The organism is Streptomyces sp. SID5910 (assembly GCF_009862125.1).
GTDB lineage: Bacteria > Actinomycetota > Actinomycetes > Streptomycetales > Streptomycetaceae > Streptomyces.
In genome coordinates this window covers 1-909 of the sequence record NZ_WWHX01000819.1, presented here as the reverse complement: position 1 = coordinate 909, position 909 = coordinate 1, and the positions used below count along the sequence as shown (strand labels likewise).

Below are 909 nucleotides of genomic sequence, written 5' to 3'. Positions count from 1 at the left end.
GCCCAGGGCGAGGGCGTCGTGGCGGGCCTGCGTCGCCGCGCGTGCGCGCTCCGCCGCGGTGGCCGCCTCGCGGGCGGCGCTCTGGGCGGCCTCCGCCTCGGCCAGCCGGCGCCTGGCGGCCTCGTGCCGTTCGGCGAGTTCCTGGTCGTCGGCGTCGAGCCCGTCGACCTCGGCCTGGAGCGTCTCGTACTCCTCCTGGGCGGCGGCGGCGCGTTCCCGGGACTCGTCCCGGGCGGCGGCCAGCCGCTCGATCTCCGCCTGCGCGGAGGCGGCGCGGGAACGGGCGGCACCGACCTGGCCGCTGAGCCGGGCCAGCCCCTCGCGGCGGTCGGCGATGGCGCGGGCGACGTCCTTGAGGCGGCGCTCCTCCTGGGCCAGTTCGCGTTCGAGGTCGGCGCGGTGGGCGACCGTGTCCTCCAGCGCGCGTTCGGCCGCCTCCAGGGCCGCTTCGAGTTCGGCCTCCTGCTCGCGCACCCGGGCGGCCTCGCGCTCCAGGTCCTCCGGGTCGCGGCCGCGCCGCTCCTCGGGGGGCGTGGAGGTGGCGCTCTTCACGCGGGCGTCGGCCAGGGAGATCGTGCCGCGCACCCGTTCGGCGAGCTGGGACAGCTCGTACCAGGTCTGCTGGGCGCGCTGGAGGCGCGGGGTGAGCCGGCGCACCTCGTCCTCCAGGTCCGCCTCGCGCCGCAGCGCCTTGCCCAGCTCCCGTTCGGCGCTCTCCTTGCGCTCCTTGAGGGCGGCCTCGTCGGCGATCTCGGCCCGCAGCGCCTCGCGCAGCCGTACGAGGTCGTCGGCGAGGAGCCTGAGGCGGGCGTCCCGCAGGTCGGCCTGGATGACGGCGGCCCGGCGCGCCACCGCCGCCTGCCGTCCGAGCGGCTTGAGCTGGCGCCGCAGTTCGTCGGTGAGATCCTG

General features: G+C 78.0%; 1 pseudogene. It reads right to left on the bottom strand.

Annotated elements, in window-relative coordinates:
* Positions 1-909 (bottom strand): annotated as a pseudogene (locus GTW67_RS28835) (chromosome segregation protein SMC); the annotation flags it as partial.